General features: G+C 72.9%; 20 protein-coding genes. 10 read left to right on the top strand and 10 right to left on the bottom strand.

The features are described from left to right. Positions 1-17: 17 nt before the first annotated feature. A complete protein-coding gene (locus ACZ5GT_RS16670) occupies positions 18-1,061 on the bottom strand; it encodes a LacI family DNA-binding transcriptional regulator (protein ID WP_469023056.1) in 1,044 nt (347 codons plus the stop codon). Between the two features lie 362 nt (positions 1,062-1,423). On the opposite strand from ACZ5GT_RS16670, the gene ACZ5GT_RS16665 reads away from it, so the two are divergent. Then, a complete protein-coding gene (locus ACZ5GT_RS16665) occupies positions 1,424-3,052 on the top strand; it encodes a carboxylesterase/lipase family protein (protein WP_469023223.1) in 1,629 nt (542 codons plus the stop codon). An 81-nt stretch (positions 3,053-3,133) separates the two neighbouring features. Here ACZ5GT_RS16665 and mmuM read toward each other — a convergent pair whose 3' ends face one another. Then, positions 3,134-4,051 (bottom strand): homocysteine S-methyltransferase, encoded by a 918-nt coding sequence (mmuM, locus tag ACZ5GT_RS16660; RefSeq protein ID WP_469023051.1) that lies wholly within the window; start codon positions 4,049-4,051, stop codon positions 3,134-3,136. 130 nt (positions 4,052-4,181) lie between these two features. On the opposite strand from mmuM, the gene ACZ5GT_RS16655 reads away from it, so the two are divergent. The 3 genes from ACZ5GT_RS16655 to ACZ5GT_RS16645 all read left to right on the top strand — a co-directional run bounded on the left by ACZ5GT_RS16655 (position 4,182) and on the right by ACZ5GT_RS16645 (position 8,687). Further along, complete coding sequence (locus ACZ5GT_RS16655; protein WP_469023049.1) at positions 4,182-5,654, top strand: amino acid permease; 1,473 nt, start codon at positions 4,182-4,184, stop codon at positions 5,652-5,654. A 458-nt stretch (positions 5,655-6,112) separates the two neighbouring features. Continuing rightward, positions 6,113-7,273 (top strand): glycoside hydrolase family 43 protein, encoded by a 1,161-nt coding sequence (locus ACZ5GT_RS16650; protein WP_469023046.1) that lies wholly within the window; start codon positions 6,113-6,115, stop codon positions 7,271-7,273. 1 nt (position 7,274) lies between these two features. Continuing rightward, the gene (locus ACZ5GT_RS16645; RefSeq protein WP_469023043.1) at positions 7,275-8,687 is read left to right on the top strand and encodes an RICIN domain-containing protein; all 1,413 of its coding nucleotides are present in this window, start codon (positions 7,275-7,277) and stop codon (positions 8,685-8,687) included. A gap of 2 nt (positions 8,688-8,689) precedes the next feature. Here the strand turns inward: ACZ5GT_RS16645 and ACZ5GT_RS16640 are convergent, their stop codons facing one another. Further along, the gene (locus ACZ5GT_RS16640; RefSeq protein ID WP_469023039.1) at positions 8,690-10,369 is read right to left on the bottom strand and encodes a rhamnogalacturonan lyase B N-terminal domain-containing protein; all 1,680 of its coding nucleotides are present in this window, start codon (positions 10,367-10,369) and stop codon (positions 8,690-8,692) included. Positions 10,370-10,561: 192 nt separating this feature from the next. On the opposite strand from ACZ5GT_RS16640, the gene ACZ5GT_RS16635 reads away from it, so the two are divergent. The 5 genes from ACZ5GT_RS16635 to ACZ5GT_RS16615 all read left to right on the top strand — a co-directional run bounded on the left by ACZ5GT_RS16635 (position 10,562) and on the right by ACZ5GT_RS16615 (position 15,754). Then, the gene (locus tag ACZ5GT_RS16635; RefSeq protein WP_469023033.1) at positions 10,562-11,608 is read left to right on the top strand and encodes a rhamnogalacturonan acetylesterase; all 1,047 of its coding nucleotides are present in this window, start codon (positions 10,562-10,564) and stop codon (positions 11,606-11,608) included. A gap of 82 nt (positions 11,609-11,690) precedes the next feature. Next, entirely contained in the window at positions 11,691-13,388 is a 1,698-nt protein-coding gene (locus tag ACZ5GT_RS16630) for a DUF2264 domain-containing protein (RefSeq protein WP_469023027.1), read from the top strand. 617 nt (positions 13,389-14,005) lie between these two features. After that, complete coding sequence (locus ACZ5GT_RS16625; RefSeq protein ID WP_469023023.1) at positions 14,006-14,464, top strand: hypothetical protein; 459 nt, start codon at positions 14,006-14,008, stop codon at positions 14,462-14,464. Beyond that, positions 14,461-15,255, top strand: a complete 795-nt coding sequence (locus tag ACZ5GT_RS16620; protein ID WP_469023020.1) for an isocitrate lyase/PEP mutase family protein — start codon at positions 14,461-14,463, stop codon at positions 15,253-15,255. Before ACZ5GT_RS16625 ends, ACZ5GT_RS16620 begins: the two co-directional genes overlap by 4 nt. A 73-nt stretch (positions 15,256-15,328) precedes the next feature. After that, positions 15,329-15,754, top strand: a complete 426-nt coding sequence (locus ACZ5GT_RS16615; protein ID WP_469023017.1) for an NUDIX hydrolase — start codon at positions 15,329-15,331, stop codon at positions 15,752-15,754. On the opposite strand, the gene ACZ5GT_RS16610 is transcribed toward ACZ5GT_RS16615, so the two are convergent. Genes ACZ5GT_RS16610 through ACZ5GT_RS16595 form a run of 4 tightly spaced genes read right to left on the bottom strand, consistent with a single transcriptional unit; the run spans position 15,741 to position 19,335 of the window. Continuing rightward, positions 15,741-16,478: a hypothetical protein gene (locus ACZ5GT_RS16610; protein ID WP_469023218.1), complete on the bottom strand. Its 738-nt coding sequence runs from the start codon at positions 16,476-16,478 to the stop codon at positions 15,741-15,743. The two genes, ACZ5GT_RS16615 and ACZ5GT_RS16610, sit on opposite strands and share 14 nt — an antisense overlap. 46 nt (positions 16,479-16,524) lie before the next feature. Beyond that, positions 16,525-17,901 (bottom strand): hypothetical protein, encoded by a 1,377-nt coding sequence (locus ACZ5GT_RS16605; RefSeq protein ID WP_469023012.1) that lies wholly within the window; start codon positions 17,899-17,901, stop codon positions 16,525-16,527. A 41-nt stretch (positions 17,902-17,942) separates the two neighbouring features. Continuing rightward, the gene (locus ACZ5GT_RS16600; protein WP_469023007.1) at positions 17,943-18,758 is read right to left on the bottom strand and encodes an alpha/beta fold hydrolase; all 816 of its coding nucleotides are present in this window, start codon (positions 18,756-18,758) and stop codon (positions 17,943-17,945) included. Beyond that, complete coding sequence (locus tag ACZ5GT_RS16595; protein ID WP_469023004.1) at positions 18,751-19,335, bottom strand: TetR/AcrR family transcriptional regulator; 585 nt, start codon at positions 19,333-19,335, stop codon at positions 18,751-18,753. The genes ACZ5GT_RS16600 and ACZ5GT_RS16595 overlap by 8 nt, the downstream gene beginning before the upstream one ends. A 178-nt stretch (positions 19,336-19,513) precedes the next feature. On the opposite strand from ACZ5GT_RS16595, the gene ACZ5GT_RS16590 reads away from it, so the two are divergent. Continuing rightward, positions 19,514-20,500, top strand: a complete 987-nt coding sequence (locus ACZ5GT_RS16590; RefSeq protein WP_469023001.1) for an alpha/beta fold hydrolase — start codon at positions 19,514-19,516, stop codon at positions 20,498-20,500. Positions 20,501-20,571: 71 nt separating this feature from the next. Here the strand turns inward: ACZ5GT_RS16590 and ACZ5GT_RS16585 are convergent, their stop codons facing one another. From ACZ5GT_RS16585 to ACZ5GT_RS16575, 3 genes are read right to left on the bottom strand one after another with little or no spacing between them, the layout of a single operon-like run. Continuing rightward, entirely contained in the window at positions 20,572-23,439 is a 2,868-nt protein-coding gene (locus ACZ5GT_RS16585) for a glycoside hydrolase family 2 TIM barrel-domain containing protein (RefSeq protein WP_469022998.1), read from the bottom strand. A gap of 28 nt (positions 23,440-23,467) precedes the next feature. After that, a complete protein-coding gene (locus tag ACZ5GT_RS16580; RefSeq protein ID WP_469022992.1) occupies positions 23,468-24,385 on the bottom strand; it encodes a carbohydrate ABC transporter permease in 918 nt (305 codons plus the stop codon). Continuing rightward, positions 24,382-25,347 (bottom strand): carbohydrate ABC transporter permease, encoded by a 966-nt coding sequence (locus ACZ5GT_RS16575; protein WP_469022988.1) that lies wholly within the window; start codon positions 25,345-25,347, stop codon positions 24,382-24,384. Before ACZ5GT_RS16575 ends, ACZ5GT_RS16580 begins: the two co-directional genes overlap by 4 nt. Between the last annotated feature and the right edge of the window lie 17 nt (positions 25,348-25,364).

Genomic DNA, 25,364 nt, shown 5'->3' with positions numbered 1-25,364 from the left:
CCTGTCCTGCACCTGCCCTAGACCGGCGGGCGTGCCGTGCTCGACCGTTCCACCAGGCGGGTCGACAGCTCCGTGCGGGTGCTCTCCGGGCGGTCGCCGTCCATCATGCGGACCAGCAGCCGGAGAGCGGTCGCCGCCATCTCCGACAACGGCTGGCGGACGGTCGTCAGCGGTGGGGCGATCCAGCGGGACTCGGGCAGGTCGCCGAAACCGATGACGCTGATGTCGTCCGGCACCCGCAGGCCCCGCTCCTTCAGCGCCCCGTACACGCCGAGCGCCATGCGGTCCGAGCAGAGGAACACCGCCGTCGGCGGTTCCGGCAGGTCGAGGAGGTCCAGCACACGGCGGCCGGCGGCGCCCTCGTCGGCGCCGGTGTGACGGATGTACTCGGGGCGGTGCCGCACCCCCGCCGACGCGAGCGCCGAGCGGTACCCGGCGACCCGGGCGTCGCCGCACATCGTGTGCCGCCGCCCCGCCACCACCGCGATCCGCTCGTGGCCGAGGGCGAGCAGGTGCTCGGTCGCCGTGACGCCGCCCTGCCAGTTCGCCGCGCCCACCGACACCACGCCGGACGGCGGTTCGACCGCCGGGTCGATCATCACGAACGGGATGCGGTGCTCCACCAGCCACGCGTACTGCGACGGCGTCAGGTCGGCCAGGTTGCACAGCACCCCCGCCGAGCCGCGCGCGATCAGCTTGTCCAGCCAGCCGCGCTCCGGCCGGCCGCCCCGAGTCCGGGTCGGCCCCGCGGAGACCACCACCTCCAGCCCCGCGTCGTGGGCCGCCGACTCCACCCCGTGCAGCACCGCGCCCGCCCCGGAGGTGTCGAGCGCCTGCACGACGAGGTCCACCAGGCCCGGCGCGCGTCCCGCGTCGAACCGGGGCCTGCGGACGTATCCCAGCCGGTCCAGTGTCTCCATGACCCGGCGGCGGGTCTCCGGAGCCACGTCCTCGCGGCCGTTGACCACCTTGGACGCCGTCGGCACGGACACTCCGGCCTCGCGGGCCACCACGGCCAGCGTCGGACCCGAGGACGTGCTCGCACTCCCCGTTCGGCCCATCGGGAAACCGCCTCTCCGGCCCGCCCGTGGGCCATCGGATAGTAAGCGCTTCCTACCCTAGGTTCGCCACAAGATCTCGGGAAGAGGCCGGAGTTGGCGGCTCCGGCGGCTCTCGGCGGCCCCGGGTGTTCCACGTGCGGTCGACCTGCGGTCGACGTGCGGTCCAGGTGCGTTCGGCGTGCGTTCGACGTGCGTTCGAAGCGGTAGTCGCAGCCTCGACCACGAGCATGCCCCGCTCCGACCGGAATACCGGGCGCGGATGTGGTGCTCTGTTGTTCACGGTGCAGCAGCGCGGTGAGGAGGCTGGTGGCTCGATGACGGCAGACCGGACAGACCCCTTGGACTCCGTGGCCATGGACTCCATGGACCCCGTGGAGGCCGTCGAGGCCGTGAGCTCCGTGGATCCCGTGGATCCCGTGGTGAGCACGCCGTACGGAGCGGTGCGAGGCCGGTTCGAGCACGGGGTCGCGGTGTTCCGGGGGATCCCGTACGCCGCGCCTCCGTTCGGACCGCGCCGGTTCCGGCCGCCCGTGCCGCCCGAGCCCTGGGACGGGGTTCGGGACGCCGGCGGCTTCGGGCCGACGCCGCCGAAACCGCCGTACTCCGAAGCCTTCGAGAAGTACCTGTCCGACCCGGTCGTGCCCGGCGACGACTGTCTGAACCTCAACGTCTGGACCCCCGAGCCGGGCCCCGGAGCACGCCTTCCGGTGCTGGTGTGGCTGCACGGCGGCGCCCTGACCAGGGGCTCCTCCGCCGTGCCGGTGTACGACGGCCGCACCTTCGCGCGCGACGGGGTGGTCTTCGTCTCGGTCAACTACCGGCTGGGCGTCGAGGGCTACGGCCTCTTCCCGGACGCCCCCGCCAACCCCGGCCTGCGCGACCAGCTCGCCGCGCTCAAGTGGGTGCACGAGTCGATCGAGGCCTTCGGCGGCGACCCCGGCCGGATCACCCTGGCCGGGCAGTCGGCCGGCGCGATCAGCGCCGGCGCCCTGCTCGCCGCTCCGCAGGCGCGGGGGCTGGTGCGGCGCGCCGTGCTGCAGAGCGGCCCGCCGGAGACCTCCGACCGGGACAAGGTACGGCGGATGGTGCGCCGCATGGCGACCCGGCTGAGGGTGCCGGCCACCGCGGCCGCCTTCGCCGAGGTCGACCGCGGTCTGCTGCTGCGCGCCCAGGCCGAGGTCGGCCGGCTCAGCGGCCCCGTGCTCGGCGGCCCCGCCTTCGGCATCGTCGTCGACGGTGACGTCGTCCCCCGCGACCCGCTGGAGGCGTTGGCGGCCGGCGAGGCGGCGGCCGGCGTCGAACTCCTGATGGGCTGGACGAGCGACGAGTACCGGCTGTGGCTGGTGCCCGGCGGGCTGCTGGAACGCGTCGACCGGCTCGGCGCGGTCGCCCTGGCCGGCGCGATGGCCCGCTGCCACTGCGGCGCCGAGGTGCCCCGCGGCTACCGGGCCCTGTACCCGGACGCCGGCGCCGCCGAGATCGTCGGCCAGATGGTCACCGACCACCTGCTGCGCGCCCCGCTGCAGCGCCTGGCCGACGCCCGGACCGGCACGTCGTACCTCTACGAGTTCGCCTGGCCCTCGCTGCTGCCCGGGCTCGGCGCCTGCCACGCACTGGAACTCGGCTTCGTCTTCGACACCGGCCACGTGCCCGAGTCGGCCAGGCTGGCGGGCGAGGGCGCGCCGCAGGACCTCGCCGACGCGATGCACGGGGCCTGGGTGCGCTTCGCGACCGACGGCGATCCGGGCTGGCAGTCCTGGGACGCCTCGCACCCGGTGCGGATCTTCGGCGCGGGCGAGCCGCACACCGCGTACGGCCCGCGTGACGCGGCGCTGGCCCTGTGGACCGGCCTCGCGGACGGTTCTTCCCGGGCCCTGTCGCGGGCTCCCGCGATGGCGACCGCCTCCGTCGACGGCTCGCCCGCCCGGGAACCGGAGCCGCGGTCGGTCGTACGACGGCTGCGGCTGCCGGGGACCGTACGGCGGACGTGAGCCGGACGTGAGGGCGGCCGGCCGCTGGGGTGAGTGGACCGGTCGCCGGCGGCCGGGGTGGCCCCGGCCGCCGGCGACCGGTCAGGACGCCCGCAGCGTCGCCGCGATGCCCGCGATCGCCTCCGGCCCCACCCGGCAGCATCCCCCGACGAGCCGTGCCCCGGCTTCCCGCCAGCCCCTCACCTGATCGGCGGAGAAGGTGGAGTCGCCCTTCCAGGAGCGGGTCGCGGCGTCCCACGACTCGCCGCTGTTGGGGTAGGCGACGGCGGGCCTGCCGGTGACCCGGACGGCCGTGGCGACGGCGGCGGCCACGTCCTGCGGGGCGCAGCAGTTGACGCCGACCGCGATCACCTCGTCCACGTCGGCGGCGAGGGCGAAGGCCTCCTCCAGGGGCTGCCCGGCGCGGGTGCGGTCGCCGTCCACGCTGTACGACAGCCACACCGGCACCCCGAGCCCGCGCACCGCCCGCAGCAGCGCCGCGGCCTCGTCGGCGTCCGGCACGGTCTCCAGCGCGAGCACGTCGGGACCGGCCGCGGTCAACACCTCGAGGCGCGGGCGGTGGAACGCCTCCAGCTCGGCCACGCTCAGCCCGTACCGGCCGCGGTACTCGGAGCCGTCCGCGAGCATCGCGCCGTACGGGCCGACCGACGCCGCCACCCACAGCGGGCGCCCGGCGTCCGCCCGCCGTGCCGCCTCCCGGGCCGACTCCACGCTGAGGGTGAGCAGTTCGGCCGCCCTGTCCCGCCCGATGCCGCGCTTGGCGAACCCCTCGAAGGTGGCCTGGTAGCTCGCGGTGATCGCGACGTCGGCGCCCGCGCGGAAGTAGGCGAGGTGCGCCTCGGTCACCGCTTCGGGTCGCTCGGCGAGCAGCCGGGCAGACCACAGCTCGTCGCTCAGGTCGTGTCCGGCGGACTCGAGCTGGTTGGACATGCCGCCGTCGAGGACCACGGCGCCGCCGGAGAGGGCTTCGGCGAGGGAGGAGGGGGTGTCGCTGGTCATGCCCCGACGCTAGTCGAAGAGGTGTGCGGCAATCGTCTGTGTCCAGCAAGTGAACAGATCGCCCACCATGTGGGATGCGGGGTTACGATCAGGCCCTCCCCGTCCCCCTCCCCTTCCCCAGGGAACCGCCATGCCTCCGACCGTGCCCGCCGAGACGAACGAACCGTCCGAGCCGTCAGCCTCCACCTCGGCCACGTCAGTCACATCAGTCACATCAGCCACCACGTCAGCCTCGCCAGTCGCCGAGGCGCCCGAGGCGCCCGGGGCCGCTCAGGCCGTCCCGCGACGCCGCACCTTCGGTCTCGCCGCCGCCACCGCGCTCGTCATGGGCAACATCATCGGCGGCGGCATCTTCGCGCTGCCCGCCACCGTCGCCCCCTACGGCACGGTCAGCCTGCTCGCCTTCGTGGTGCTGTCCCTCGCGGCCGTCCTGCTCGCCCTGCTCTTCGGGAAGCTGGCCCGCCGCAGCCCCGTCACCGGCGGCCTGTACGTCTACCCGCGCGACGCCTTCGGCCCCTTCGCCGGATTCCTGTCCGCGTGGTCGTACTGGACGATGTGCTGGGTCAGCATCGCCGCCCTCGCCGTCGCGGCGGTCGGCTACGTCGACGTCCTGATACCCCTGCACGGCAACCACGCCCTGGAGGCCGTCGTCGCCCTCGCCGCGCTGTGGCTGCCCGCCGCCGCGAACTTCGCCGGGACCCGCTGGGTCGGCGCGGTCCAGGTCGTCTCGACGGTCCTGAAGTTCGTCCCGCTGCTGCTGGTGGCCACGGTCGGCCTGTTCTTCGTCGACACGGACAACTTCGGCCCGTTCAACGCCTCCGGCCAGAGCGTCTCCGGCGCGCTGGCCGCCTCTGCCGCGCTGCTGCTCTACAGCTTCCTCGGTGTCGAGTCGGCCGCGGTGAGCGCGGGCGAGGTGGAGGACGCCGAGCGTACCGTCGGCCGGGCGAGCGTCCTGGGCACCCTCGGCTCCGCCCTCGTCTACCTCCTCGGCACGGTCGCCGTCTTCGGTCTCGTCCCGCACGACGAACTGGTCGACTCCGGGGCCCCGTTCGCCGACGCCGTGAACGCGATCACCGGCGGCTCCTGGGGCGGCATCGCCATCGCGCTGGTCGCCGTCGCCTCGATCACCGGCTGCCTCAACGGCTGGATCCTGCTGGCCGCGCAGATGCCGTACGCCGCCGCCCGCGACGGACTGTTCCCGAAGCCCTTCGCCAAGGTGGGCAAGGGCGGCGTGCCCGGCTTCGGGGTCTGGGCGGTGGCCGTCCTCGGCACGCTCCTGATCGGCCTCAACTACACGGCGGGCCCGGACACCACCTTCCGCGTCCTCGTCCTGATCACCACGTTCACCGGCTGCGTGCCGTACCTGCTGTCGGCCGCCGCCCAGCTGTACTGGCTCGCCCGGGGCTCCCGTGCCCGCGTCCGCCCGGCCGGCCTCGCCCGCGACCTGGTCGTCGCCGGCCTCTCCTTCGGGTTCTCCTTCTGGCTGATCGCGGGCGCCGGTTACGCGGCCGTCTACCAGGGCGTGCTGTTCCTCTTCGCGGGCATTCCGGTGTACGTCTGGCTGCGGGGACGGCAGGAGGCGACGGCCGCGGAGACCGCCTGAACAGCCGCCCCGTCCCCCCTGGGCCGGACACCCGCCCCGGGGGACGGGGCCGGACACCTGCCCCGGGGGCCGGGCCGCGCTCGCTGCCGTGCCTGGCCGGCCGCCGTCGAGGCCCCGACCGACGCCGGATCCCGTGCCGTGCCGAGCCGTGCCGTACCGGTGCGGGCGATGCCTTCTCGCATGCCGCCCGCGGCAGGACACCGCCCGTAGTACGACACCGCCCGCAGCAGCACCGCCCGCGGAGGCGTCGAGCGGGCGCCTCGGCCGACGTCGCGAAAGCGCTCTCTGTTGATCCCGTCCAACCCGTTGACCTCCTCCTCCCACACCCATACCTTTTCGGCGTTCGCGATGACAGATGGCGTTCGAAATGTCGAACGCCTGGCGTCGGATGCCTCGACGCCCGCCCCCCCGGCCGGACCGTCCACCTCGCCCCCCACCCCCCCCACGAGAGGCAGCGTATGAGCCGCTACGACGACCTGCCCCAAGCCCCCGGCCGCCGGCTGATCCTGAAAGGAGCCGCCCTCGCCGCGGGCGCCCTCTCGATCACCCCGGCGATCCCCGCCGCAGCCGCCACTGCAACCGCCCCCGCCACCACCACTCCCGGCACCACCCCAGCCGTCACCGCCCCGGGGCCGAAGGCGGCCCCCTCCCACCTGACCCCGCCGGTCAACCCGCTCGTCCGCCGGCGCGCCGACCCGCACATCCACCGCCACGTGGACGGCCAGTACTACTTCACCGCCACCGTCCCCGAGTACGACCGCATCGTCCTGCGCCGCTCGCCCACGCTGAACGGCCTCGCCACCGCCGCCGAGTCGGTCATCTGGACCAAGCACGCCACCGGAGTGATGGGCGCCCACATCTGGGCGCCGGAGATCCATCGCATCGGCGGCAAGTGGTACGTCTACTTCGCCTCCGCGCCCGCCGAGAGCGTGTGGGACATCCGCATCTGGGTCCTGGAGAACGCCGACCCCGACCCGTTCCGCGGCACCTGGGTGGAGAAGGGGCAGGTCAAGACCGCCTGGGAGACGTTCTCGCTCGACGCCACCACCTTCACCCACCGCGGCACCCGCTACCTCGCCTGGGCCCAGCACGAGCCCGGCATGGACAACAACACCGCCCTGTGGCTGTCCGAGATGGACAGCCCCTGGACCCTCAAGGGCCCCCAAGTACGGCTGTCCACACCGGAGTACGACTGGGAGTGCGTCGGCTACAAGGTCAACGAGGGGCCCGCGGTCATCAAGCGTGACGGTCGCCTGTTCATGTCGTACTCGGCCAGCGCCACCGACTGGCACTACTGCCTGGGCCTGCTCAGCGTCGACGCGGACGCCGACCTGATGGACCCGGCGAACTGGACCAAGTCGCCGACGCCGGTCTTCACCAGCGACGACTCCACCGGGCAGTACGGGCCCGGCCACAACTGCTTCACGGTCGCCGAGGACGGCCGCACCGACGTCCTCGTCTACCACGCCCGCCAGTACAAGGAGATCACCGGCGATCCGCTGAACGACCCCAACCGCCACACCCGCGTCCAGCCGCTCGGCTGGAAACCCGACGGCACCCCCGACTTCGGCGTCCCCGTCGCCGACACGGCGGCCGGCCTCGCGACGGAAGGAGCCTGAGATGAGACGCGCGTACGCGGTCCTGCTCGCCCTCTGGCTGGGGCTGGCGGGCGCCCTGGTGACCGCCGGGCCCGCCCGGGCAGCGACCCAGACGATCACCAACGGCACTCAGTTCACCGACACTTCGGGCAACGCCGTGCACGCCCACGGCGGCGGCGTCATCAAGGTCGGCTCCTACTACTACTGGTTCGGTGAGGACCGCAACGCCGACAACACCTTCCGGTACGTGGACGCCTACCGCTCCACCGACCTGAAGACCTGGGAGTTCCGCAACCACGTCCTGACCCAGTCCAGCGCCGCGGAGCTGGCCACCGCCTACATCGAGCGGCCCAAGGTCATGTACAACGCGGCCACCGGCCAGTTCGTGATGTGGATGCACAAGGAGAACGGCACCGACTACAGCGAGGCCCGCGCCGCCGTCGCCGTCTCCGCCACCGTCGACGGCGCCTACACCTACCGGGGCAGCTTCCGGCCCCTGGGCCAGTACATGTCCCGCGACCTCACGACCTTCGTCGACAGCGACGGCACCGGGTACCTGGTGTCGGCCGCCAACGAGAACTACGACCTGCACATCTACCGCCTCACCGCCGACTACACCGGCATCGACAGCCTCGTCGCCAACCCGTGGGCGGGCGGCCACCGCGAGGCGCCGGCGCTGTTCGAGCGGAACGGCGTGTACTTCATGCTCACCTCGGGCGCGACCGGCTGGAGCCCCAACCAGCAGCAGTACGCCACCGCGACCAGCCTGTCCGGCCCATGGACGGCGATGACGAACGTCGGCGACTCCACCGCCTACGGCTCGCAGACCGCATACGTCCTGCCCGTGCAGGGCACGTCGGGCACCTCGTACCTGTACCTGGGCGACCGCTGGGGCAACTCGTTCGGCGGCACCGTCAACGACTCGCGGTACGTGTGGCTGCCGCTGACCTTCCCGACCTCCACCACGATGTCCATGTCCTGGTACCCGGAGGTCACCGTGGACACCGCGGCCGGCACGGTCGGCGGGACGAGCGCCACGTACCAGACGCTGGTCGCGCGGCACAGCGGCAGGTGCGCCGACGTCACCAGCCAGTCGCTGTGGCAGGGAGCCCAGATCAAGCAGTACGACTGCAACGGCGGCAACAACCAGAAGTACTGGTTCAAGTCCGTCGGCGGCGGCTACTACCAGCTGCTGACCCGGCACAGCTCCCTGTGCGTCCAGGAGAACGCCGCCACCGTCACCCAGGAGAACTGCGACGGCTCGGCCGCCGCCCAGCAGTGGTCGGTCGTCACGTCCGGGTCCTACGTGAACATCAAGTCCCGCGCGAGCGGCAAGTGCCTGGACGTGTCCGGCGCGTCCACCGTGAACTCCGCCGCGATCATCACGTACACCTGCAACGGAGGCACCAACCAGCAGTGGACGCGCGGGTCCTGACGTCAGGCCAGCAGGTCGATCGCGTCGATCGACGTGCCCGCGCTGAGGAAGGACGTCGAACCCGAGCCGCTCGCCACGTAGATCTTCAGCGTGTTGTAGGCGCTGGTGTCCGTCAGCCAGGCGGACGCCGGGACGCTGTAGGTGAACGTGTAGTTGTTGCCCCGGTACGAGCCGACGGTCAGTGACCGGGTGCTCGGCTGGGCGGGCGGCGAGGGGACGGCGGAGGTCCAGGCGTCGTTCACGACGATCTGCGGCCGGCCGTTGGCGTAGGCCGTCGTCACACCGATCCGCAGGGTGTGTGCGGCGGCGGCCTGCGCGGCCGTCAGCCGGAAGTACACGACGATGCCGCTGTTGACGTCCTTCCACAGGTAGCAGGGGAAGGACGAGGTCTCGGTGCCGCTGCCGATCACCACGTTGCCGGTCCAGGAGGCGGCCCGGACGTCGGACGGGTGCGCGTAGGTCATCAGGTCGGCGTTCTTGAATCCGCCGGGAGTGCCGTCCCAGTCGCCGATGCGCCAGATCGCGGGCGCGTTGCCCGGGTCGTCGGAGGACGGGATCGTGATCGTGTTGAGCGTGGTCGTCGCGCCCGCGGACACCGTCACCGAGGTGGTGTACACGGCCAGTTCGCGCTTGAAGACGGTCAGCGTGTACGTCCCCGGCAGCACCCCGGCGATCGAGAAGTATCCGTCCGAGGAACGGGCCGAACCCCAGTACTGGGCGGCCGAGTTGGCGAGCCCGACCGTGTACGGGTACGCCGTGTTCCGGCCGCTGATGCCTACCCCCGCGACCCGGCCGCGCCCGCTCGCGGGCACGTACCCGGAGATGCCGAGCGAGTCGGCCCACGAGGTGTCGATGTTGGCGTGGTACAGCGAGGACGAGGGCGCGCCGCCGTCCGTGAAGGCGATGACGTAGGGGCCCTGGAGGCCGAAGCGCTGGGCCTCCGTCTGGTTCTCGCCGTAGTACAGGATCTCGTACAGGCCGCCGCCGTCCGCGCTCTGGTGGCGCAGCAGCGAGCGGTAGAACGGGCCGCCGGACGCCTTCTCGTGGTTGGAGCGCACGACCCACAGGCCCACGCCGCCCGAACTCCAGCCGATGTAGTCGTAGTCGATGACCCTGAGCTTCGAGTAGTGCTTCGAGCGGGTCTGGCCGTCGGACTTCGCGAACACGTCCGCGGCCTCGATGGTGGTGGGCGCGTAGGTGTAGGAGTCGGGGGCGTCGTTGAGGAACATGCCCGCCTTGACGCGCACGATGTAGCGGGTGGCGGAGACCGAGGCATCCGCCTTGTTCGTCCACAGGTAGACGTTGTTCTCGCCGCTGCGGGCCGCGTAGTAGTGCTTCAGCGTGCCGTACGCGACGGAGATCAGGATCGTCGCACCGGACTGCCTGATCGTCACGGTGGAGGCGCCGAGGCCGGACTCCACGTGCGAGTTCTTGCCGCCGTAGCCCTGGTACTCGGTGCCCTTGTAGACGAGCGAGGTCAGGTCGCCGTTGGTCTTGCTGACCTTGAGGACGAGGCCGGCGCCGGTGTCGACGACGTAGTTCGAGCCGTCGTCGGTGTAGCCGAAGCCCGCGGCGGACGCCGCAGCCGCGAGCGGGCCGGCGAGGGCGGCCGAACCGGCGACGGCCGCGCCGCCGAGTACGAAGGTCCGGCGGCCGACCGCTGTGTTCGCGGTGTCGGACATGGGGGTGCCTCCTTCGGAGCGGTGGGAGTGCGGGTGACTGCGAGGGTGACAGTTGAAACGATTTTGCGAAAGGGCTTTCGCGCGTTGGAAGTTGGCAATGATGTGAATGTTGCCCGAGGTCTAGAAAGCGCTTGCTCCTGGCGGTACCGTCCAGCCGCCAGGCCTTGCCGACCTGCTTCCTAGGAGCCGTCAATGAGACGTTTCAACCTCGCCGTGCTGGCCGCGCTCACCCTGGGCGCCGGGCTGACGGCCGTACCGGCCGCCCAGGCCCACGACGCCGGCCGGCCGCTCGGCATCGAGAACTGCACTGCCACCGCATGCCACTTCGACGTCCCGCCCGGCACCTACGACGTGCGGGTGCTGCTCGGCGGCGACGCCGCGTCGAGCACCGCCGTCAGCGGCGAGACCCGGCGCTCCCTGCTCCCCGAGACGTCCGTCCCGGCCGGTGAGCGGGTGACTCGCAGCTTCACCGTGAACGTCCGCACCCCGGAAGGTGAGCCCACGGGCGCGGAGGGCACCCCCGGCCTCGACCTCACCCTCGGCGGCTCGGCCCCCGCCCTCGCCGGCATCCGCGTCACCCCGGCCGCCCGCGCCCGCCAGATCCTGCTCGTCGGCGACTCCACGGTCTGCGACCAGCCGGGCGAGCCCTACTCCGGCTGGGGTCAGCAGCTGCCCCAGTACCTGCGCCGGGGGCTGTCCGTCGCCAATTACGCGGATTCCGGTGAGAGTACGGTCAGCTACCTGGGGAACCCACAACTGTGGGGTACGGTACAGCCGTTGATCCGCCCCGGCGATCTGGTCCTGATCCAGCTCGCCCACAACGACAAGACGACCGACGAGGCGACCTACCGCGCCAACCTGGAGACGCTGGTGGCGGGCGTGCGGGAGAAGGGCGGTGAACCGGTGCTGGTGACGCCCATCGTGCGGCGCTGGTTCAACTCCGACGGCACCCTGAACAACAACACCGCGCTGCTGGTCAACGGGCTCGGCGTGGACCATCCCGCCGTCATCCGGTCCGTGGCGGCCGCGGAGGGCGTACCGTTGATCGACCTCACGGCAAGGACCAAGGCGCTGGTGGAGTCCCTCGGCGTCGAAGGCTCCAAGGCGATCTACCTCTACAACGAGAAGAAGGACAACACCCACACCTCCGTGCACGGCGCGACCGTGTACGCGGGCCTGGTGCGCGACGAACTCGTCGCCCAGCACCTGGTGCCCGAGCATCTGGTGCGGGTGGACTGAGACCCTGGGGCGTCCCGACCGGAACCGGGGCGCCCCAGGCCCCAACCCCGTTGGAAGAGAGCCGACGCCGAAGAGAGAGTCCATGCACCTGCCGCCCGACGACCGTGCCCTCAGCCCGCACACCGGCTTCACCCGCGCCCACTGGGAGGCCGCCGCCGACGCCCTGCTCGCGGCGGTCGAGCCGTACGCCGCCGAGGGCGGCGCGCTCTACCACCTGCCCGGCGACCGCACGAGCTGGTCCGGGCACCTCTCCGACGGGCTGGAGGGCTACGCCCGCACACTGCTGCTGGCGGCCTTCCGCCGCGACGAGACCGGCCTCCAGCGGTACGCCGACGGACTCGCGGCCGGCGTCGCGGGCGTCTGGCCCCGGATCGAGGACCGCGGGCAGCCGCTCGTCGAGGCCGCCTCCATCGCCCTCGCGCTGCGCCTGACCCGCCCGCTGCTGTGGGACAAGCTGGACGACACGGTGCGGCAGCGGGCGGCGGCCTGGCTGGGCGACGCCCTGACCGCCGAAGCCTGGCCCTGCAACTGGGAGTTGTTCCCGGTCACGGTGGGCGGCTTCCTCGCCGAGATCGGCCACGAGGCGCAGGCGTCCCGCGAGGCCGTCGACCGCGGCCTGGAACGCATCGAGAAGTGGTACGTCGGCGACGGCTGGTACACCGACGGCGACGGCCGCAAGTTCGACTACTACAACGGCTGGGCCATGCACCTCTACCCGGTGCTGCACGCCTGGCTGGCCGGCGACGCCCGGCTGCTGGACCTGTACGGGGGCCGCCTGGAACGCCATCTGGTCGACTACGCACGCCTGTTCGGCGGTGACGGCGCCCCGATGCACCAGGGCCGCTCGCTCACCTACCGGTTCGCCACGACGGCCCCGCTGTGGCTGGGCGCGCTGTGCGGCCGTACGCCACTGGCGCCGGGGGAGACCCGGCGGCTGGCGTCCGGGGCACTGCGGTACTTCCTGGAGCGGGGCGCCGCCGACTCGCGCGGCCTGCTGACCCTGGGCTGGCACGGCCCCGACCCGTCGGTGCTCCAGGGTTACTCGGGGCCGGCGTCCCCGTACTGGGCGAGCAAGGGCTTCCTCGGCCTGCTCCTCCCGCCCGGCCACCAGGTCTGGACGGCCGCCGAGGAGCCGGGCCCGGCCGAGCGCACCGACGCGGTCACGCCCGTCGCGCCGCCCAACTGGCTCCTGCAGTCGACCCGTTCGGACGGCCTGGTGCGCCTGCACAACCACGGCAGCGAGGACGTCCGCTACGACCCGTACTACACGCGCCTCGCCTATTCGACCGCGACCCGCCCCTCGGCGTCGTACGACAACAGCGTCCTCGTCGGCGACGACCCCGCCCGCACCGGCATCGAGCCGCTGGGCGTGGGCGACGGCTGGGCGGCGTCCCGGCACACGGCGGGCGGCGGCGCGCAGGTGACCGCCGTGGTGCTCGCCCGCGGGGCGGTGGAGGTACGCGCCTTCCGGGTGACCGGCGCGAGGCCGGGCACGCCGGTACGGGTGACCGGCTGGACGGCGCCGGAGGGCATGCGCGCCGAACTCGCCCCCGCCGTCGGCCTGTCCGACACGCTCACCGGCACCACCGGCGACGGCCCCACCCTGTTCGTGGCCCTGGCCCGCCTGACCGGAGCCCCGGACCCGCTCCCGCTCCCGGAGACGGTGAGCGTACGGGCCGCAGGTGAGGGCGAGTTGGCGGTCCGGTGGACCGGCGAGGAGACAGACATCCGGATCCGGCTGGACGACAACGGGGTCCACGTCACCACCCCCCAGACCTGAGCCCCGCGAACCCCTCTCCGGAGGCCGGCGCCCGGCCTTCTCCGGCGGCGGGCGCCCGGCCCTATTCCGGCGGCCGAGGCCCGGCCCTGGGGTAGCCGATGCCTGGGTTTTCCGGTGGCTGTGCCCGGCTCCGGCGGCCGGTTCCCGGCCTTCTCCGGCGGCGGGTGCTCGGCCTTATTCCGGCGGCGGAGGCCTGGCCCTGGGGCGGCCGATGGCCGGGTTTTCCGGTGGCTGTGCCCGGCTGCGGTGGCCGGTGCCCGGCCTTCTCCGGCGGCGGGTGCTCGGCCTTATTCCGGCGGCGGAGGTCTGGCCCTGGGGCGGCCGATGGCCGGGTTTTCCGGTGGCTGTGCCCGGCTGCGGTGGCCGGTGCCCGGCGCCTTCCGGTGGGCGGGGCCTGGCCTTCTCCGGTGGCCTGTGCCTGGCCCTCGGGCGGCTGATGCGCAGCTATTTCCGGTGGCGGGTGCTGCCTGGCCTTTTCCGGTGGGCGGGAGCGGGTTCTTCCGGCGGCGGGCGCCCGGCCTTTCCGGAGGTCGGCCCCCGGACCCTTCCGGCGTCCGGCCCCGCCCCGCGCCGACGTTTCGGCCGGGGCCGAAACGGTCGGCGCCTAGCGTGGCGGTATGAGTGACAGCACGCAGGAAACGCCCGCGCAGGCGGTCGTCGGGATGGTCGAGCACGTTCTGGCCCTCGCCGCGACCTGGACGCACTGGGACGGCAGACCGGTACCGGCCGGCGATCGTGTGTACACCCCGCACAAGGCGATCCGCCGGGTCGCCGATCACCTCGTCGACCATCTGGCCGAGATGGAGGCCCGCCTGGCGGGCGAGGAGCCGCAGCCGGACCACTGGCACGCGTCCGCGGTGACCGGCGAGGCGGACCTCGCCCCCTTCACCCGGCAGGACCTCGACGAGGCCCGCAGCCGGCTCACCCGGCTCGCCCGCGTCTGGGCGAACCGCCTCGACGCGCTCAGCGACGACCAGCTCGACCACTCGCCCGGCCAGGGCTGGAGCTTCCGGGAACTCGCCCAGCACCTCGCGGGATCCGTGTACTACGCCGACGCGCTCGGAGACCTGTCGTGACCGCGTTCGCCGACCTGCACCACGCCGACCAGCCGCTGCTGCTGCCCAACGCCTGGGACCACGCCTCGGCCGTCGCGCTGGCCGCCCAAGGCTTCCCGGCCGTCGCGACGACCAGCCTCGGTGTCGCCGCTGCCGCCGGACTGCCCGACGGCGCGTCGGCGACCCGCGACGAGACCCTCCGGCTCGCCCTGGTCCTCGGCAGCGAGCCGTTCCTGCTGTCGGTCGACGCGGAGGGCGGCTTCAGCGACGACCCCGACGAAGTGGGCGAGTTCGCGCGACAGCTGGCGGTCGTCGGCGCCGTCGGCATCAACCTGGAGGACGGCCTCGGGCCCGTCCGACGGCATGCCGCGAAGATCACCGCGGTGAAGGCCGCCGCGCCGGGCCTCTTCGTCAACGCCCGCACCGACACCCACTGGCTCGGCGCGGGGGACGGCACGGACACCCTGCGCCGCACCCTGCGCCGCCTGGACGCCTACCAGGAAGCGGGCGCCGACGGCGTGTTCGTGCCCGGACTGACCGACCCCCGGCGGATCGCCGCCCTGGTGAGTCACCTGGACGTGCCCCTCAACGTCCTCTACTCGCCCGCCGGCCCCGCCCTCCCGCACCTCGCCGACCTCGGTGTGCGCCGCGTCAGCCTCGGCTCCCTGCTCTACCGGCGGGCGCTGGGCGCCGCCCTGGAGGCGGTGGAGGACGTCCGCGCAGGCAGGATCCCGCGGGGCCGGACACCGTCGTACGCGGACCTCGGGCCGGTCGGCCGCCGTGGCGGCGCGACTCACGACGCCGTACCGTGAAGCTTGGTAGAGTCGACGTTTTCGTGGGTATCAGGTCAGTTGGGAATCGTCACCGGCGAGGGACCGAGGAACCATGGACATGGACATCCCCGGCGACAGGCGCCTCGCGGCGGCCGTCGTGATGGACGACCGGGAGCGGGTGCTCCTGGTGCGCCGGAGTGAGAAGGAACGGTTCCTGCCCCGCGTGTGGGGTGTCCCCTGCGGAAAGCTCGAGCCGGGGGAGTGTCCGGAGGACGGTGTCCTGCGGGAGTTGAAGGAGGAGACCGGCCTGCGCGGCGTCGTCGTCCGCAAGGTCGGCGAGTCTTCCTTCCTCAGCGAGTACCGGGGCCACGAGATCAAGAACTGGCAGGACAACTTCCTGGTCAGCCCGCTCCCCGGACGGATCGTGCTGCCCGAGCCGGACCAGGACAGCAGGTGGCTGCACCGCACACAACTGACCGACGTCGACATCGACGAGTACAACCTCGACGTCGTGCTGCAGGCCTTCACGCACTCCTGAGCAGCTCCGCCAGCCCGCTCAGCGCCCGCAGGTAGTCGGCCACATCCATCGGCTCCTTCGCCACCGCGCCCGGATGCGGCCCCGCCGCCGTGAACACGTCGGTGTGGAGCCGCCGCTCCCGCCCCGTCTCCAGGAACAGCGTCACCGTCGGCGCGTCCGTGTCGCACCACGCCCGGTGCAGCGTGCGCGCGGGCAGGGCGTATGTGCTGCCCGCCGCGTACTGCCCCACGTGCGTCAGACGCAGCCTCGCCGGGCCGACCGGCTCCAGCAGCCAGTCCGCCGACCCCTCTCGCAGGGTCTCCCGGTACCGGGTCGCCGCGACACCGCCGTCGCCGCCGGCCTCGTACACCTCCTCGTACAGCTCCATGGCGAGCCGTCCCCGTACGACGCGGGAGGCCAGCGTCGAACGGTGGTTGTGGATGTCCTCCGCGCCGATCGCGCCCGCGCCCGGATGCCACAGATGCGCGCGCAGCATGTGCCGGGAGCCCACGTCGATCAGCAGCAGCTTGTCGAAGCCGAGGACGTGCCGGTAGGACAGCCGGGCGTACCGCACCGGATCCCCCTCGCCGGAGGCGAGTTCGTCGATCAGCTCCAACAGCTGCTCCTCAGCGCCGAGTTCGGCGACGACGAAGCGGGCGGCCGCGGTCGGTCCGGGCTCGGGCGGTGCGCCGTCCAGCGTCGCGGCCATCAGCCGTCGTGCCGCCAGGATCTGCCGTCCGCCCATGCACTCCTCCTCGGACTCCCCGTACGACCGGCCGTCCGCGCCGGGTTCAGTCAAGCGGCTGGTACATCCATACGGCATGGGCGCGCAGCGCGGACAGCCCCTGATAGGTCATCCACATCGGATGCCTCAGGCCGTTGCTCTCGGCGCGCCCCCAGGACCACAGGCCGTCGGCCTGCCCGGCCCACACCGCGGCCGCCGCACCGTCCAGTCGCTCCCGCCACGCCTGCTCCAGCCCGTCGCGGGCCGCGATCTCCCGGGCGCCCGGCGACATCAGGGCGCGCACCAGCCAGGCGGCGGTGAAGTGCCGTACGTTGAGCACCTCGTGGCGCGAGGGATCGTCGGTGCGCGGCCGGCGCACCTCCTCCCGCAGGTTCTTCAGGTCCCGGCAGCGGTGGTGGGCGGTGTCCGGGCAGGCCAGCAGCCAGCGGACGCCGTCCTCCCGGGCGGCTCGCGCCGCCGCGGTCTCGCCCAGCACCCGGGCGGCCCGGCCGAGGGCCACCACGGCCTGCGCGGTGTGCACCGAGGACGGCAGCCCGTACGGCATGTCGAGCCGGTAGCCCCAGCAGCGCAGGTGCTCGCGGCGGGGATCGCTGACGGCGCCGCCGACCAGCGCCTCCCGCAGCCGCGGCAGGATGTCGCAGCGGGGCGCGGCGCGCAGCAGCCCGCGCAGCACGGTCGTCACGACGTGCGTCGAGTCCCGTCCGGCGCGGTCGAGTTCGCGGGTGAACCGGGCCGTGCAGTGCTCCACCTCGGCGGCCAGCCGGGAGCCCGACGCCCCCGCCCGGGCCAGCGCGCCGAGCACCAGCGCGGTGATCTCGGGCCGGGCCTGCGCGCCCTGCGACCGCGCCGACCAGCCGCCGTCCGGCAGCCGCAGCCGCCACAACGTGTCCACCAGGTCGCCGGTGCCGAGCCGGCCGTCGGTGACCCCGAGGTCGAGCATGATGTGCAGGCCGTACGCGGTGCCGAGGGGCGTGGGGCGGGACGGCGGGTTCTCGCCGAGGGCGTGCGGCCAGCCGACGAGCCGCCCGTGGGCCGGGTCGTCGACCACCGACACCTGTTCCACCAAGGCGTCGTGCGCGGCGGCGAACACCTGGGGGAGCGGGCCGGGGACGGGAGACGTCGAGCGGTCCGGGGCGGGCGGCAGGGCCGGGGCGGTGGCCCGGGCGCGGACCAGGGCCGCCGCCAGCCAGGCTGCCGCCGCCGTGCCGACCCCGCTCACGCCGGAGATCAGGTACCGGGCCGCCTCCCCGCCGAGGGAGCCGGGGAGCACGCCGAACAGGAACTGGAACACCGCGTAGCCGGCGACCGCGCAGCTGAGGCTTCCCAGCCAGCCGACGAACCGTGCGGTCTCGTTCGTCCCGGGCGGGCCCGGCGGAGTGCCGCCGGATCCCAAGTGACCGCGTCCCAGCTGCTGTTGCGACAAGGCGCGTCCCTCCCCCGGCGAAGATTCCAGTCTAGGAGACCTCAGGTGGTCCGCGGGACGCCCGGGGCGGCGGGCGGGGGCAGCGTCGCGGCGATCCGCTCGGCGAACGCGACGGGGTGCTGGAGGGCGCCGAGATGACCGCCGGGGAACTCGGCGAACCCGCTGCCGGTCCGCTCGGCGACGAACTCGGCCGTACGGTGCAGCAGTTGGCCCCGGGAGTCGGAACCGGCGGCCAGGGTGAGACGCCCGGCCGCGGCGGCGAGGGCGTCCAGGTCCGGCTCGTGGGCGGTGAACCGGCGCAGGACATGGACGACGAAGAGGGCCATGGGGTCGGTCAACTCCTGCTCCCGGGTGAGGGGTCGTGCCGGCTCGGCGTCGGGCGGCGCCGCTCCGGTCAGCCCGGCCGTCAGCCGGGCGGCGGCGGCCGCGAGCCCGGCGGCCCGGTAGGTGTCGTACACCTCCCGGAACAAGGACAGTCGCCCGTCCCCGTCCGGAAGCACGCCCACGCACGGCGGCTCGTGCGCGATCACGTGGCGCAGCCGGTGCGGATGCCGGGCCAGCAGGTCGAGCGCCGCGACGGCGCCCGAGCTCATGCCGAGGACGTATCCCGGCTCGCCCTCGGTGAGCGTCTCCTCCAGGACCCGGTGCGCCCCGTCGCTCCAGTCCTCGACCCGCTGGTCGGCGACCGGCTGCCCGAGCCGGCCGTGCGCGAGGCCGAGGGGGTCGTAGGTGACGACCGTGAAGCGGCCGGCGAGCGCGTCGGCCAGCGGGCCGAGCCCCATGGGGTGCCCGGCGCCGCCGGGCACGATCAGCAGGACGGGGCCGTGGCCGCGTATGTCGTAGTGGAGTTCAGTCATGGTCCGCGCCCTCTCGTGGCCAGTTCTCCAGCAGTACGTGCAGTGCGTCGACGGCCCTGTCCCACGACCTGCGCACGTCGCGCGGGGCGCCGAAGCCGCCGGAGGCCTCCAGGGCGCAGTAGCCGTGGAAGGTGCTGCGCAGCAGGCGGACGGCGTCGGTGAGGTCGGGCTCCTCCAGCCCGTAGGCGCGGAGCATGCCGTAGGTGATCTCGGCGGTGCGGGCGAGGACCGGGGAGGCGGCGACGAGGGCCTGGTCGATCCGTGTCTGGGTGGCGGCGTAACGGCCCGGCCGCTCCAGGGCGTACGCGCGGTAGGCGCCCGCGAAGGCCGCCAGCGCGTCCTTGCCGGCCCGGCCCGCGACGGCCGCGGCGATCCGGTCCACCATCTCGGCGCCGGCGAAGAACGCCAGGCGGGTGCGCAGGTCCTGGATGTTCCTGACGTGCGAGTACAGGCTGGCGTCCTTGACCCCGAAGTGCCGGGCCAGCGCGGACAGGGTCACGCTCTCGAATCCGGCCTCGTCCGCGAGGTCGGCGGCCGCGGCGACCAGACGGTCGGCGGTCAGTCCAGCGCGGGCCATGGGGCGACCTCCGAAAGTGAACCTAGGGCTCCTAGGTGGAAGGCTAGTACACCCAGGCAGCGCCCCGCCTCCGGGATTTTGCCGAACCGGCAACAGCCCTCGCGGCGGCCCGCGTTCCTGCCGAAGGATCGTCGTGCGCGCCCGACGCGCGCAGCCGGATCGACAGCACGGAGGAGCCATGCCACAGCCCGCCCAGCTCACGGGCCTCACCCATCGTCTGGTCCCCTCGCCCGCCGGCCGGATCCACCTGGTGGAGCAGGGCACCGGACCGCTGGTGCTGCTGGTCCACGGGTTCCCGGAGTCCTGGTACTCCTGGCGCCACCAGTTGCCGGCGCTGGCCGCGGCCGGCTACCGCGCGGTCGCCGTCGACGTCCGCGGCTACGGGCGTTCCTCCAGGCCGGAGGAGGTGACCGCGTACCGGATGCTCGACCTGGTCGAGGACAGCGTCGCCGTGGTGCGGGCGCTCGGCGAGGAGACCGCAGTGATCGTCGGACACGACTGGGGCGCGGGCATCGCCGCGCACTCCGCCCTCCTCAGGCCGGACGTCTTCCACGCGGTCGCACTGCTCAGCGTCCCCTACACGCCGCCCGGCGGCCCCCGGCCCAGCGACGTCTTCGCGGGGATGGGCGGGGACGAGGAGCTCTACGTCTCCTACTTCCAGGAGCCCGGCCGGGCCGAGGCCGAGATCGAACCCGACGTCCGCGGCTGGCTGACCGGCTTCTACGCCGCCTTCTCCGGCGACACCATGCCCGTGCCCGGCGCCCCGGACCCGCACTTCGTCAGCCCCGGCGGCACGCTGCGCGACCGGTTCCCCGCCGGCCGGATGCCCGCCTGGCTCGACGAGCGCGACCTCGACTTCTACGCCGCCGAGTTCGAGCGGACCGGCCTGCGCGGCGCGCTCAACCGCTACCGCAACATGGACCGGGACTGGGAGGACCTCACCGACTTCCACGGCCAGCCCCTCACCCAGCCGTCCCTCTTCATCGGCGGAGCACGGGACGCCTCCACCACCTGGCTGGCCGAGGCGATCGACGCCTACCCCACCACCCTGCCCGGCCTGGTCTCCGCACACATCCTCGACGACTGCGGCCACTGGCTCCAACAGGAACGCCCCGAACAGGTCACCGACCTCCTGACCACCTGGCTGACGACCCTGCGCGCCTGAGCGGCGCGGCACACCGCCGCGGCCGGATGGCTGGGGAGCCGGTCGGACGCGGCGGTGCTGAGGGGGGCAGGTCAGTCGGTCTGTGAGAAGACGAACGAGAACTCCGTCGGCTCGGGGTGCAGGAAGTACTGCGGCAGCGGGCCGGGGCCGCAGGACTGGGAGCCGATGCCGTGCTGGCCGTGGTCGAGGTTGACCCAGACCGTGTCGCCCGGGGTGAGGTCGCTCAGGTGCGTGGCCGCGTCGAGCTGCTCGGTCGTCCAGCGCCGGGCGGTGAAGGAGAACTCCGGGTCGCCGTCGACGCGCAGGCCGCCGAGCTGGGCCCAGCGGACGTCGGCGCGGGCGCCGTTCTCCTGCGGGCGGACGTACGGCGTCTGCAGGGCGTCCACGGTGGACGTCCAACGGCCCAGGCGGGAAGCCGACCTGGTGTCGGGGTACGCCTCGCCGGGGCCGCCGCCGTGCCAGGTCACCGAGTCCGCGTGGGCCAGCCCGAAGCGGATGCCCAGCCGCGGCAGCGGAACCGTCCAGTCGCCGTCGGGGGTCACCGACACCGTCAGCCGCAGCCGGCTGCCGTCGGACGTCCAGCGGTACACGGTGTTCAGGCCCACCTCCCAGGCGGCCGGCGCCACCCGGGTCCGCACGGTGAGCGCGTCGTCGCCCGGCTCCACGGCGTCCAGCCGGTGCCGCATGCGGTGCAGGCCGAACTTGCGCCACAGCAGCCCGAACCGGACGTCGCTCTGCCAGGGGGCGCCGTCGTCGTTGTCGGTGGGCGCCCGCCACACGTCGAGCCGCAGGCCGGTGACCTCGACGTCGCCGACGGACCGCAGCGCGCCGGTGCGGGCGTCGAAGACGGCCGGGCCGAGGGTGACGGTCCGCTCGGCGAGGTCGACGGCGGGGCGGGCGGTGGCCGCGACGGACGGCACCGGGCGGGCGGTCACCGGCAGCTGTCCCCAGGCCACCTCGTGGCCCCGGGGCGCCCACGCGGTGTCGGCGGCCAGCAGCGCCCGCACCGTCCACCGCGTCTCCGCGCCGCCGTCCGGGGTTGCGGGCGGCTCGGGCAGCTTGACCTCGGCCGACTCGCCGGGCGTCAGCGCGGGCACCGGCAGCGGGCCCGACTTCACCGTCTCGCCGTCCACCTGATACGACCACTCGAACGCCAGCGCCGACAGGTCGGCGAAGTCGTGGCGGTTGGTCACCCGTACGGTCCCGTCACCGCCGTCACCCTCGATGCGGACCGGCTCGATCACCTTCTTGTACTCCAGCAGGCCGGGGGAGGGCCGCCGGTCGGGGAACAGCAGCCCGTCGCAGACGAAGTTGCCGTCGTGCAGCTCCTCGCCGAAGTCGCCGCCGTAGGCGAAGCCCAGCTCGGGGTGGGCGATGCCGTGGTCGATCCACTCCCAGACGAAGGCGCCCTGCAGCCGGTCGTGGGACTCGAACAGCTTCTGGTAGTCGGCCAGTCCGCCGGGGCCGTTGCCCATGGCGTGGGCGTACTCGCACAGGATGAAGGGGAGGCCCCGCCGCTTGTGGGTGCCGCCGTCCAGGCCCCGGCCGATGCGCTCGACCTCGTCGTGGGAGGCGTACATCCGCGAGTACACGTCCGTGTCGCGGCAGGTGATGTCGCCCTCGTAGTGCACCAGGCGTGAGGCGTCGCGGCCGCGGATCCACTCCGCCATGGCGGTCAGCCCGCGTCCGGTGCCGGCCTCGTTGCCCAGGGACCAGACGACGACCGACGGGTGGTTCTTGTCGCGCTCGACCATGCGGGCGGCGCGGTCCAGGAGCGCCGGGGTCCAGCGGTCGTCGTCGACCGGGTTGTCGCGCCAGTCCTGCTCGACGAAGCCGTGCGTCTCCAGGTCGCACTCGTCGATCACCCACAGGCCCAGCTCGTCGCACAGGTCCAGGAACGCGGGGTGCGGCGGGTAGTGCGAGGTGCGTACGGCGTTGACGTTGTGCCGCTTCATCAGCAGCACGTCCTCGCGCATCGTCTCCAGGTCGAGCGCGCGGCCCCGCTCCGGATGCCACTCGTGCCGGTTGACGCCCTTGAACAGGACCGCCTTCCCGTTCACCTTGATCAGGCCGTCGTCGAGGGCGACCGTACGGAAGCCGACGCGCAGCGGCACCCGCTCGCCCCCGGTCGCCAGCACCCCGTCGTACAGCCGCGGGACCTCCGCCGACCACGGCTCGACGGGGACCGTCACCGACTCCCCGGTGGCGATGTCGATGTCCAGCTCCGGGACGGTCACCCGGCCGTCGACGCCGGAGTCGACGCGCAGCGTGCCCGCGCCGGTGACGTGGTCGTAGGAGGCGTGCACGAAGAAGTCCGCGGCGGCGCCGGCCGGGCGGTGCAGCAGCGTCACGTCACGGAAGATGCCGGGCAGCCACCACTGGTCCTGGTCCTCCAGGTACGAGCCCGCCGACCACTGGTGGACCCGGACCGCGAGCACGTTGCCGGACCGCTTCAGCAGCCGGCCGACCGCGAACTCGTGCGGCAGCCGGGACCCCTTGAAGTCGCCGATCTCCGTGCCGTTGAGCCAGACGCGGGCACAGGACTCCACGCCGTCGAAGCGCAGCACCGCGTCGCCGTCCGCCGGCCAGTCCGCCGGCAGGTCGAAGACGCGCAGATGGTCCCCGGTCGGGTTCTCGGTAGGCACCCGCGGCGGGTCGACCGGGAAGGGGTAGAGGTGGTTGGTGTAGATGGGGGAGCCGTGTCCCTGGAGCACCCAGTGACCGGGGACGGTGACCTCCGCCCAGTCCCCGGCGTCGTGTCCGGGTACGGCGAAGGAGTCGTCCTCGGCGTCGGCGGTCGGCGACAGACGGAACCGCCAACGGCCGTTCAGGGAGAGGGACGCCGCGTCCGAGGAGGCGTACCAGGCGCGGGGCGGCAGGGTCCCGCTGCCCGGGGAGACGTCCTCTACGTGGTCGGCGGCGGTGGTGCGGAAAGACATCGGTCTCCAGGTCGTGAGTGTGGGAGCGTCAGCCCTTGATGCCGGTCTGGGCGATCCCCTGCACCAGCCAGCGCTGGAGGAAGAGGAAGACGAGCAGCAGGGGCAGGATCGACAGGGCGGTCGCCATGAAGATCAGGTGGTAGTTGACGGTCTGGTTGGTCATGTACGACGACAGCGCGACCTGCACCGTCCAGGCGCTGGGGTCCTGGCCGATGACCAGCGGCCACAGGAACGAGTTCCAGCCGTTGATGAAGGTGATGGTCGCGATCGCGGCGAAGAAGTTCAGCGAGTTGGGCACCACGACGCGCCAGTACGCGCCCCAGTAGCCCAGTCCGTCCACGCGCGCCGCCTCCTCCAGCTCCTTCGGGAACCCCAGGAAGTACTGCCGGAAGAGGAAGCAGGTGAAACCGCTGAACAGGCCCGGGACGATCAGGCCGCGGTAGCTGTCCACCCAGCCGAGGGACGACACCAGCACGAAGCTGGGCACGAAGGTGACGGCGGTCGGCACCATCAGGGTGAACAGGACGCCGTAGAAGACCTTGTTCGCGTGCCGGTAGGGGATGCGGGCCAGGCCGTAGCCGGCCAGCGAGCACACGAACAGGGTGCCGACGGTGTGCAGGACGCCCACGATCATCGAGTTCACCAACGACTGGCCGAAGTCGACCGTCGTGTCGTGGAACGGCTCGGTGATGTTGCCCCACTGGATGTCGGTGGGGAAGAACTTCCAGTTCTCGCCGGTGATCTCCGGGTCGGTGGACAGGGCGTTGCGGATCAGCAGGTAGAAGGGGACGAGGAAGAGCAGCGCGGCGACGCCGGCGGCGACGTAGAGGCCGGTGGAGCTCATCACCGAGCCGCCCAGCGCGGGCCGCCGGGCCCGCCGGGGCTTCCGGGTCCCCGTGGCCCCGGGTGCGCGCGTCCTGCCCGTCTCGGGTGCGGTGGTGGTCACTTGGACTCGTCACCCCTTCCGAAGCCCATGAACTTGCCCTGGAACAGGGTCACGACGCAGATCAGCGCCGTGAGGATCACCGCGCCGGCGCTGCCCTTGCCGTAGTTCTGGTCCTGGCCGAGCGCGGTGTAGTACAGCTCGACGAGCGGGGGACGGCCCCATGTCGTCTTGGCCAGCAGGTTGAAGAACTCGTCGAACGCCTGGTAGGCGGCCACCAGCAGCAGCAGGATCACCGCCGTGGAGGTGGCGCGCAGCTGCGGCAGCGTGATGTGCCGGAAGGTCTGCCAGCCCCGCTTGGCGCCGTCGATGGCGGCGGCCTCGTACAGCTCCTGCGGGATGTTCTGCAGCGCGGCCAGGAACAGGATCATGTAGAAGCCGGACTGCAGCCACAGCCGCGCGGTGACGATGACCAGCCAATACCAGGGCGGGTCGGGGTTGGCGAGCCAGGCGATGTTCTCCACGCCGAACCAGCCCAGGACGGTGTTCGCCAGACCGAAGCGCACCCCGCTGAACAGGGACATCTTCCAGATCAGCGAGGCGGCGACGTAGGAGCACGCCGTCGGCAGGAAGAACACCGAGCGGTAGAACGCCCGCATGAACGTGAGCCGGTTCACCAGCAGCGCCAGGCCCAGCGACAGCGCCCAGGTGGTGGGCACGATGAACGCGGCGAAGACGGTGAAGGTGACGAGGGAGCCGGTGAACCCTCCGCTCGTCAGGATGTCCCGGTAGTTGCCCAGCCCCACGAAGTCGCTGGGCGTGACGGTGAAGCGGGCCTCGAAGAAGCTGAGGTAGACGCTCCAGCCGATGGGGACGTAGACGAAGACGATCAGCCCGATCAGGAACGGGCTCGTGAACAGCCAGAAGTTGAGCGTGCGGTTGCCCCGCCAGGCCCCCCGCGGCCGGGCCTGCCGGGCCCCGGCCGGGGAGGCGCTCGCGGCGCCGCGCGTCGTGGTCGTCGACATGTCGTGGTCCGTCCGGC

Source organism: Streptomyces sp. NPDC031340 (genome assembly GCF_055569945.1).
Note: the sequence above shows the minus strand (reverse complement) of the source record. Positions and strands in the feature narration are given on the sequence as shown.

Bases quoted from the DNA above. Each gene is read 5' to 3' on its own strand.
- ACZ5GT_RS16670 (WP_469023056.1), bottom strand. From the start codon at position 1,061: ATGGGCCGAACGGGGAGTGCGAGCACGTCCTCGGGTCCGACGCTGGCC.
- ACZ5GT_RS16665 (WP_469023223.1), top strand. From the start codon at position 1,424: ATGGACCCCGTGGAGGCCGTCGAGGCCGTGAGCTCCGTGGATCCCGTG.
- mmuM (WP_469023051.1), bottom strand. From the start codon at position 4,051: ATGACCAGCGACACCCCCTCCTCCCTCGCCGAAGCCCTCTCCGGCGGC.
- ACZ5GT_RS16655 (WP_469023049.1), top strand. From the start codon at position 4,182: ATGCCTCCGACCGTGCCCGCCGAGACGAACGAACCGTCCGAGCCGTCA.
- ACZ5GT_RS16650 (WP_469023046.1), top strand. From the start codon at position 6,113: ATGAGCCGCTACGACGACCTGCCCCAAGCCCCCGGCCGCCGGCTGATC.
- ACZ5GT_RS16645 (WP_469023043.1), top strand. From the start codon at position 7,275: ATGAGACGCGCGTACGCGGTCCTGCTCGCCCTCTGGCTGGGGCTGGCG.
- ACZ5GT_RS16640 (WP_469023039.1), bottom strand. From the start codon at position 10,369: ATGTCCGACACCGCGAACACAGCGGTCGGCCGCCGGACCTTCGTACTC.
- ACZ5GT_RS16635 (WP_469023033.1), top strand. From the start codon at position 10,562: ATGAGACGTTTCAACCTCGCCGTGCTGGCCGCGCTCACCCTGGGCGCC.
- ACZ5GT_RS16630 (WP_469023027.1), top strand. From the start codon at position 11,691: ATGCACCTGCCGCCCGACGACCGTGCCCTCAGCCCGCACACCGGCTTC.
- ACZ5GT_RS16625 (WP_469023023.1), top strand. From the start codon at position 14,006: ATGAGTGACAGCACGCAGGAAACGCCCGCGCAGGCGGTCGTCGGGATG.
- ACZ5GT_RS16615 (WP_469023017.1), top strand. From the start codon at position 15,329: ATGGACATGGACATCCCCGGCGACAGGCGCCTCGCGGCGGCCGTCGTG.
- ACZ5GT_RS16610 (WP_469023218.1), bottom strand. From the start codon at position 16,478: ATGGGCGGACGGCAGATCCTGGCGGCACGACGGCTGATGGCCGCGACG.
- ACZ5GT_RS16600 (WP_469023007.1), bottom strand. From the start codon at position 18,758: ATGACTGAACTCCACTACGACATACGCGGCCACGGCCCCGTCCTGCTG.
- ACZ5GT_RS16595 (WP_469023004.1), bottom strand. From the start codon at position 19,335: ATGGCCCGCGCTGGACTGACCGCCGACCGTCTGGTCGCCGCGGCCGCC.
- ACZ5GT_RS16590 (WP_469023001.1), top strand. From the start codon at position 19,514: ATGCCACAGCCCGCCCAGCTCACGGGCCTCACCCATCGTCTGGTCCCC.
- ACZ5GT_RS16585 (WP_469022998.1), bottom strand. From the start codon at position 23,439: ATGTCTTTCCGCACCACCGCCGCCGACCACGTAGAGGACGTCTCCCCG.
- ACZ5GT_RS16575 (WP_469022988.1), bottom strand. From the start codon at position 25,347: ATGTCGACGACCACGACGCGCGGCGCCGCGAGCGCCTCCCCGGCCGGG.